We start from the raw sequence: 7,179 nt of genomic DNA, 5'->3' as shown, positions 1-7,179 counted from the left end.
CCGACAACCGGAAACCACCAGCGGAACCGGCACCCGCACCCACACCGGCACCCGCCGGAGAAGCCGCACGGACCAGACGTCGCGCCACCGCCGCCACGGCACGCCTGTGGCGAGCGGTTCCGGTGGCGACCGTCACGACCGGCGGGTCGGCGGGCGGGCCCGGAGGTACCTTCGGCGGGCGGGCGACGATCGTCTCCCGGCGCGGGAAACGCAGACTCCGGGGGGACAGGCTGTGCCGGACGCCGAGGAACTGGTCAGCGACGCCCTGGCGGCGGTGCGCGGCACCGACGTACGCCTCGCGGAGCGGCAGCTGGACCGGCTGATGATCGGAACGGGCGCGGCGGAGAGCGCGGCGGCCGTCGACGCCGCGCTCCTGCGCCGCCTGGCCCGCGGTGTCGGCCGGCTCGCGCCGCGCGGCTGGCAGCCGGTGGACCTGGTCCGGCTCGCCACCCGCCGGCTGGGCGCCCGGCCGGCGGGGCTGGTGGCCGACGCGCTCGCCGCGCACCGCCGCGACCTGGCGGGGCCGGTGCCGTCGTGGTGGGACGACCAGCTCCGCGATCTGGACGCGCGGGTGTGGTGGGACGGCGACGGGAGCCAGCTGGCCGCCCGGTCGGCCCGCGCCGGCTGGGACCGGTTCACCGCCCTGCGCGCGGCGGTCGACGCGCTGGCCCTGGTCGAGGGGCTCCCGCCGATCGCCGTGCTGCGGCCGCCGCCCGGCGCGACCGGAGCGGGCACCGCGCGCGGCGCGTCGACCGGCGGGTCCCGGATGCTCGACCGGGTGCGGGCGCTGCTGGCCAAGGCGGAGTCGACCACCTACCCGGCCGAGGCGGAGGCGCTGACCGGCAAGGCCCAGGAACTGATCGCCCGGCACAGCATCGACCAGGCGCTGCTGGCGGGCGTCGCCGAACGCGCCGACCAGCCCGGCGGGGTGCGGCTCGACACCGACCCCCCGTACGCGGGCGCCAAGGCGCTGCTGGTGCAGGAGGTGGCGGCGGCGAACCGGTGCGAGGCGGTCTGGTCCGACGACCTCGGCTTCACGACGGTGCTGGGCTGGCCGGCCGACCTGGAGGCGGTCGAGCTGCTCTACACCTCGCTGCTGGTGCAGGCGACCGCCGGGATGCTGCGCGGCCGGGGCGAGCGGCGGGCCCGGGGCGCCGGCCGGCGCACCCGGGACTACGACGAGTCCTTCCTGAACGCGTTCGCGCTGCGGATCGGCGAGCGGCTGCGGGCCGCCACCGAGGACGCGGACCGGCGGGCGGCCGAGGAGACCGGGCCGGAGCGGCTGCTGCCGGTGCTCGCCAGCCGTGCCGAGGCCGTGCGGGAACGCCTCGACACGCTCTTTCCCGGCGTCACGCGGGCGCGGCTCACCGTCCGCGACGCCGACGGCTGGTCGTCGGGCACCTCCGCCGCCGACCGCGCCTCGCTCGGCCCCGCCCCCGCCCCGAAGCGCCAGGTCCGCGGCCGGCGCTGAGATTTCTCCTTCCCGGCTGTCGGAACCGGCCGGTCGGCTCCGACCCCTCACCGGAGGCGCGCCATCATGGGCGCGACCGAGCAGACGAGGAGCGTCCGATGAAGTACATGCTGCTGATCTGGAACCGTCCCGGGTTCGTCGAGGAGCTGTCCGAGCAGGAGCGGGCCGCGCTCTTCGGCGAGGTCGACGAGATCATGCGGGAGCTGACCGAGTCCGGCGAGCTGGTCGGCGGCCAGGCCCTGGCCGACCCGTCGCAGGCCCGCACGGTCCGGCCCGCCGGTGGCCGGCCGGAGGTCACCGACGGGCCGTTCATGGAGAGCAAGGAGCAGTTCGCCGGCTATCTGCTGGTCGACTGCGACAGCGTCGAGCGGGCCACCGAGATCGCCGCGAGCTGGCCGGACGTGCGGCGTAGCTTCGGCGCCCTGGAGGTCCGGGCGGTCATGGACGAGTCCGGGACGGAAGGGTGAGCGGTCGGCACATCGAGGACCTGCTGCGCGACCTGGCGCCGCAGGTCCTCGGCCTGCTCGTACGCCGGCACGGCCAGTTCGACGCGGCCGAGGACGCCGTGCAGGAGGCGCTGCTCGCCGCCGCGACGCAGTGGCCGGAGCAGGGCGTCCCGGACAACCCGCGCGCCTGGCTGCTGACCGTCGCGGCCCGCCGGCTGACCGACGAGTGGCGCAGCGAGCGGGCCCGCCGGGACCGGGAGGCCGCGGTGGCCGTCCGCGAGCCGGCGTACGCGGCGGTCGCCCCCGCCGCCGACGACCAGCCGCCGGCCGGGGACGACACGCTGACCCTGCTCTTCCTCTGCTGTCACCCGGCGCTGGCCCGGTCGGCGCAGGTCGCGCTGACGCTGCGCGCGGTCGGCGGCCTGACCACCGCGCAGATCGCCAGGGCGCACCTGGTGCCCGAGGCGACGATGAGCCAGCGCATCCGCCGCGCCAAGCAGCGGATCGAGGCCGCCGGCGCGCGGTTCACCATGCCGGCGCCCGGGGAGCGGGACGAGCGGCTGCGGGCCGTGCTCCAGGTGCTCTACCTGATCTTCAACGAGGGCTACACCACCTCCGGCGGGCCCGACCTGCACCGGGCCGACCTGACCGCCGAGGCCATCCGGCTGGCCCGCATGCTGCGCCGGCTGCTGCCGGACGACGGCGAGGTCACCGGGCTGCTGGCGCTGATGCTGCTCACCGACGCGCACCGGGCGGCCCGGACCGGGCCGGCCGGGGAGCTGGTCCCGCTCGCCGAACAGGACCGCGACCGCTGGGACCGGGCCGCCATCGCCGAGGGGATCGCCCTGGTCACCGAGGCGCTGACCTGGTCGCCGCCCGGCCCGTACCAGCTCCAGGCGGCGATCGCCGCGGTGCACGCCGAGGCGCCGTCGGCGGACCGGACGGACTGGCCGCAGATCCTGGCGCTCTACCGGCTGCTGGCCCGGATCGCCCCGAACCCGATGGTCACCCTCAACCAGGCGGTCGCCGTGGCCATGGTGGACGGCCCGCGCGCCGGCCTGGCCCTGCTCGCCCCCCTCGACGCCGACGACCGCACCGCCGGGCACCACCGGCTCGCCGCCGTCCGCGCCCACCTGCTGGAGTTGGCCGGCGAGCCGGGGGCGGCCCGGGCGGCGTACCTGGCGGCGGCCCGGGGCACGACGAGCCTGCCGGAGCAGCGCTACCTGGAGCTGCGCGCCGCCCGGCTGGCCGGGCACCGATGAGTTCCGGCCGCGACGGGAGTCTCGTTCACCATGGGCGGGGTGGGCGCCTCGCGTGCCGCCCCGACCGCCGCGCCGGCCGGCGTGCGACACGGGGACGCACGCCGGCCGGCTCCTCACGTCACCGGCCGGGCGGCGGCACGGCCGGGCATCTGGTGCCGCCGGCGGGCACGTCGACCGAGATCAGATAGCGGTCGACCGCGTCCCGTACGCAGTCGCTGCGGGTGTAGCTGCCGTGTCCCCAGCCCTCGTAGGTCAGCAGCACCCCGGAGCGGCCGAGCTGCCGCGCCACGCTCGTCGCCCAGTTGTGCCCGCTGGCCGGGTCGTGCCGGCTGTTGACGAGCAGCAGCGGCACGTCGGTGCGGACCCGGAGGCGGTGCTGCGGGTTGGCGACGGGGGCCGGCGTGCCGAGGCACGTCGCGATCGCCGGCAGCGCCTGCGGGTAGCGCACGTCCGGCGCGATCCGGGCCATCCGCCGCAGGCGGGCGGCGTACTCCCGGTGATCGCGGACCGGCAGGTGCCAGTCGGCGCAGAACACCGCGAACGGGTGCGGCCGCACGGCGTCGGCGGTCACGGCGGCGCGGGGCCCGGCGGCGGGTGGGCTCGCCCGGAGGGCGACGATCTGCGCGGCCAGCCCGGCCCAGTCCGGGACGTACAGCCGACGCTGCGCCAACCGGCTGAGGTCGTACGGGGTCAGCGTCGCGCCGGGACGGTCCGGGTCCGCCAGCTCGCCCCGCCCGGCCCGGGCGAGCAGGCCGGCCCACACGGCGCGCACGTCCTCGCCGCGCAGCGCGCAGGCCGGCGTACGGGCGCACCCGGCGACGAACTCGTCGAACGAGTCCTGCGCGGTGGCGGCCTGCGTGTCGAGGAACGCCCGGGTGCCGAGGCTGTGGTCGACGACGCTCTCCAGCACCACGGCCCGGACCCGGTGCGGGAACCGTTCGGCGTACTGGGCGCCGAGCAGGGTGCCGTACGAGCTGCCGTGGAAGGTGAGCCGGCTCTCGCCGAGCGCCGCCCGGACGGCGTCCAGGTCGCGGGCGGCGCTGCCGGTGTCGACGTGGTCGAAGAGCGGCCCGGTCCGCTGCCGGCAGTCGGCCCGCAGCAGCGCGTTGTCGGCCACGGCGGCGTCGAACCGGGCCTGGTCGGCGATGACCTGCGGCTGCCGGTCGAGCAGCGCCGCCGAGCAGAGCACCGGGTTGCTCCGGCCGATGCCGCGCGGGTCGAAGCTGACCACGTCGAACCGGCGGCGCAGGTCGTCGCTGAACCGGTCGTTCTGCAGGATCCGGCGGACGCCGGAGTCTCCCGGCCCGCCCGGACCGAACACCAGCGAGCCGATCCGGGCGGCCGGGTCGGTGGCGGCGCGACGGGCCAGGTGGAGCGTGAACCGGTCGCCGTCCGGCCGGTCCCAGTCGACCGGGAGCGACAGGGTGCCGCACTCGGCGGTGCGGTCCTCCTCGCACGGATGCCAGGCGATGCCCGGCGCGGGGGTGGGTGCGGGCCGGCCGGCCGAGGCCGGGGCGGGCGTCGACACGCCGGCCGCCAGCAGCGCGGCGGTCGCCCCGACCGCCAGTGCCCGCAGCCGGGCGGGGGGCCGGTCTCGGCCCTCCCGGCCGGGCCGGACCTGGTCGCCGCCGCGAGGGGCGGACTTGCGTACGCGCAGCACGAGATGCTGTCCTCTCCTTCGAAGGAGCGTTGCGGTGAGACTCGCCCGTGGGCGAGGTGATGCTGCTTCCACCCGGGCCGTCGAGTTGGCGCTCGACGGCCCGGGGCCCTGCCGGCGCGCTAGTCGACGTCCTTGAGGACGCGTTCCAGCGAGACCAGCCGGTTCTCCATGCCGCCGAGCCGGGCGTCGAGGGCCGCCAGCACCCGGGCCGCGGATTCCTGTGCCTCGACGGCGCTGCGGGCGAGTTGCCGGTACTCCTCCTCGCGCGCCCCGACCACCCGGGCCCGCCGGGTCTTGGCGACCTGCACGATCGTCACCGTGATCACGCTTACGAGCAGGGCGAAGATCCCGATCGCCCCGACCACCTCGGTCCAGTCGTGCTCGCTCATGCCCGTCATTTCCCGTCCTCGTCCTCGTCCGGCGCCGCGCCCGGTCCGGCGGTGAGCGTCTCGGCCGCCGCCGCGACGGCGGCGGGCGTGAGTGTGTACGCGAACGGTTCCACCTCGTAGAACTTCATCGCCTTCCCGTCCTCCGACAACTCCAGGTGCGCGGACACGAGGCCGGCCGCCGCGAGCTTGCGCAGGTGCACCTGCACCAGCGCCCGGCTGATGCCCAGCTCGCGGGCGAGTTGGCTGACGTACGCGCGTCGTCGCGCCAGCACGGCGACCACCCGCATGCGGTGCGGGTTGGTCAGCGTGGCCAGTACGCGCACCAGTTCGTCGCCGGTGACCGTCGGACCAGCGCTCATGACCAGCCCTTGCACATGCAAACGGACGCTAGCGGGTGCGGGCGCGACGGTCACCAGTGGACGGTCGATCTCAGGGACCGGTGGGGGGATCCCCCGGCCCGTCCCCTGAGCGGCGCGGCACGCCCCCGTAGGCGGGCCGGGCGCGGGCGGCAGCCGGTCGGGCGCGGCGGTCGCCGGCCCGGGACGCCTCGCGGGGCCACCGGCGGCGTCGCGGCGCGCACAGGTCAGGCGCGGCACTCGCGGATCAGGCGCGGCGCGCACAGGTCAGGCGCGGCGCGCACAGGTCAGGCGCGGCGCGCACACAGGTCAGGCGCGGCACTCGCGGGTCAGGCGTGACGGTCGCCGGGCCCGGAACGCCTCGCGGGGCCACCGGCGGCGTCGCGGCAGTCGCGGGTCAGGGGCGCACGCACGGGTCAGGCGCGGCGCGCACGGGTCAGGCGCGGCAGTCGCGGGTCAGGCGGGGCGGGATGGCGGTGAAGGTGGAGTTCATCCAGGCGGCCGGGCGGGACGCGCGCGAGCCCGCGTCGATCCGGTCGGCGGTCTCCTCGATCAGGGCGCGGATCTGCGGGTCGGCGGCCCGTCGGGCCTGGGCGCGCACGTCGTCGGCCAGGTCGGCGAGGTTGCGCCGGAGCTGGTCGGCGACCTGCTCGCCGGTGAGGTCCCGGTCGACCGAGGCCGCCGAGTCGGTGGCGATCCGTCGGCTGCCGGCGACGATGACCCGGTCCACCTCCCGGCAGACCTCGGCGGTGTTGGCGGCCGTCGTGGCCACCGGGGACGGGCTCGGGGCGGCGCTCGCCGGGGCCGTCGGGCCCGGGGCGGGCGCGCCGGCGTCGGCCTGCTCCGGCGAGGTGTCCTGGCAGCCCACGGCCAGCACCCCGAGCGCCACGGCGGCTGCGGCGCGCCGCGCGTAGACGACGGATCGGGACATCGGGACCTCCCGTTCGCGGATCTCGGCCGTCGGCGGGACGGCACGGTTCGACCGACGCCGGGCGGCGGGACGTCGTCCTGCCAACGAGCGGGCGGGACCCCGGGTCACGTCGGCCGGCGTAGCCCGACAGCGGAACCGCCGGGCCCGACAGGCAGAACCGCCGGGCCGGCGAGGGGCCGGCCCGGCGGATCCGCGTACGCGAAGTCAGCTCTTGAAGGCGTCCTTGACCTTCTCGCCGGCCTGCTTCAGCTTGGCGCCGGCCTGCTCGTTGCGTCCCTCGGCCTCGAGCCGCTCGTTGTCGGTGGCCCGGCCGGCGCCTTCCTTCAGCTTGCCGGCGGCGTCCTCGGTCGCGTTGTTGATCTTGTCGTCGAAACCCATGTCAACCTCCGATTTGGCAGTGCCGGGTACGTCCACGCAGTACCCCGCCCGGCCCCGGCCCAACCGTGCGGTCGGCCACGTCGGAGGTCGGACGCGTGTCGATCACGGCCGCCCAGGGAAGTGGCGGCCTCGACGCCGGCATGGGCATCCCCGACGCCGCCGATCCGGAGCTGAAGACCATCAAGGTCCACGCCGGCTGACCGCCCACGCGCCGTGGGGGCGGGGGCCGGGGGGGGGGGGGGGGGGGCCGGGGCGGGGGGGGGGGGGCCCGGCGGGCGCCGCGCCG

Annotated in this window: 8 protein-coding genes; 3 read left to right on the top strand and 5 right to left on the bottom strand. The window is 77.1% G+C overall.

The genetic code is table 11. The annotated features are described in order from the left end of the window. Positions 1–232 precede the first annotated feature (232 nt). The 3 genes from ACWENR_RS28700 (at position 233) to ACWENR_RS28690 (ending at position 3,179) form a co-directional block, all read left to right on the top strand. Complete coding sequence (locus tag ACWENR_RS28700) at positions 233–1,471, top strand: DUF2786 domain-containing protein (protein WP_452280075.1); 1,239 nt, start codon at positions 233–235, stop codon at positions 1,469–1,471. 98 nt (positions 1,472–1,569) lie between these two features. Continuing rightward, positions 1,570–1,938 carry a YciI family protein gene (locus tag ACWENR_RS28695; RefSeq protein ID WP_452280074.1) on the top strand — a complete coding sequence of 123 codons (369 nt, stop codon included), beginning with the start codon at positions 1,570–1,572 and terminating at the stop codon, positions 1,936–1,938. Then, positions 1,935–3,179: an RNA polymerase sigma factor gene (locus tag ACWENR_RS28690; protein ID WP_452280073.1), complete on the top strand. Its 1,245-nt coding sequence runs from the start codon at positions 1,935–1,937 to the stop codon at positions 3,177–3,179. The genes ACWENR_RS28695 and ACWENR_RS28690 overlap by 4 nt, the downstream gene beginning before the upstream one ends. 118 nt (positions 3,180–3,297) lie before the next feature. Here ACWENR_RS28690 and ACWENR_RS28685 read toward each other — a convergent pair whose 3' ends face one another. From ACWENR_RS28685 to ACWENR_RS28665, 5 genes are all read right to left on the bottom strand, one after another. Then, positions 3,298–4,755, bottom strand: a complete 1,458-nt coding sequence (locus ACWENR_RS28685) for an alpha/beta hydrolase (protein WP_452280076.1) — start codon at positions 4,753–4,755, stop codon at positions 3,298–3,300. 203 nt (positions 4,756–4,958) lie between these two features. Continuing rightward, positions 4,959–5,237 (bottom strand): hypothetical protein, encoded by a 279-nt coding sequence (locus ACWENR_RS28680; RefSeq protein ID WP_452280072.1) that lies wholly within the window; start codon positions 5,235–5,237, stop codon positions 4,959–4,961. After that, on the bottom strand, positions 5,234–5,587 hold the full coding sequence (locus ACWENR_RS28675) for an ArsR/SmtB family transcription factor (protein ID WP_452280071.1): 354 nt from the start codon (positions 5,585–5,587) through the stop codon (positions 5,234–5,236). The genes ACWENR_RS28680 and ACWENR_RS28675 overlap by 4 nt, the downstream gene beginning before the upstream one ends. A gap of 433 nt (positions 5,588–6,020) precedes the next feature. Further along, positions 6,021–6,515: a hypothetical protein gene (locus ACWENR_RS28670; protein WP_452280070.1), complete on the bottom strand. Its 495-nt coding sequence runs from the start codon at positions 6,513–6,515 to the stop codon at positions 6,021–6,023. Between the two features lie 204 nt (positions 6,516–6,719). After that, complete coding sequence (locus ACWENR_RS28665) at positions 6,720–6,893, bottom strand: CsbD family protein (protein WP_452280069.1); 174 nt, start codon at positions 6,891–6,893, stop codon at positions 6,720–6,722. Positions 6,894–7,179: the final 286 nt, after the last annotated feature.

This window comes from Micromonospora sp. NPDC004336, assembly GCF_053602615.1.
The sequence above is the reverse complement of the archived record's forward strand: the minus strand, read 5'-3'. Positions and strand labels throughout refer to the sequence as shown.

Coding starts and splice junctions, on each gene's coding strand:
- ACWENR_RS28695 (WP_452280074.1), top strand. CDS start 1,570: ATGAAGTACATGCTGCTGATCTGGAACCGTCCCGGGTTCGTCGAGGAG.
- ACWENR_RS28680 (WP_452280072.1), bottom strand. CDS start 5,237: ATGACGGGCATGAGCGAGCACGACTGGACCGAGGTGGTCGGGGCGATC.
- ACWENR_RS28675 (WP_452280071.1), bottom strand. CDS start 5,587: ATGAGCGCTGGTCCGACGGTCACCGGCGACGAACTGGTGCGCGTACTG.
- ACWENR_RS28670 (WP_452280070.1), bottom strand. CDS start 6,515: ATGTCCCGATCCGTCGTCTACGCGCGGCGCGCCGCAGCCGCCGTGGCG.
- ACWENR_RS28665 (WP_452280069.1), bottom strand. CDS start 6,893: ATGGGTTTCGACGACAAGATCAACAACGCGACCGAGGACGCCGCCGGC.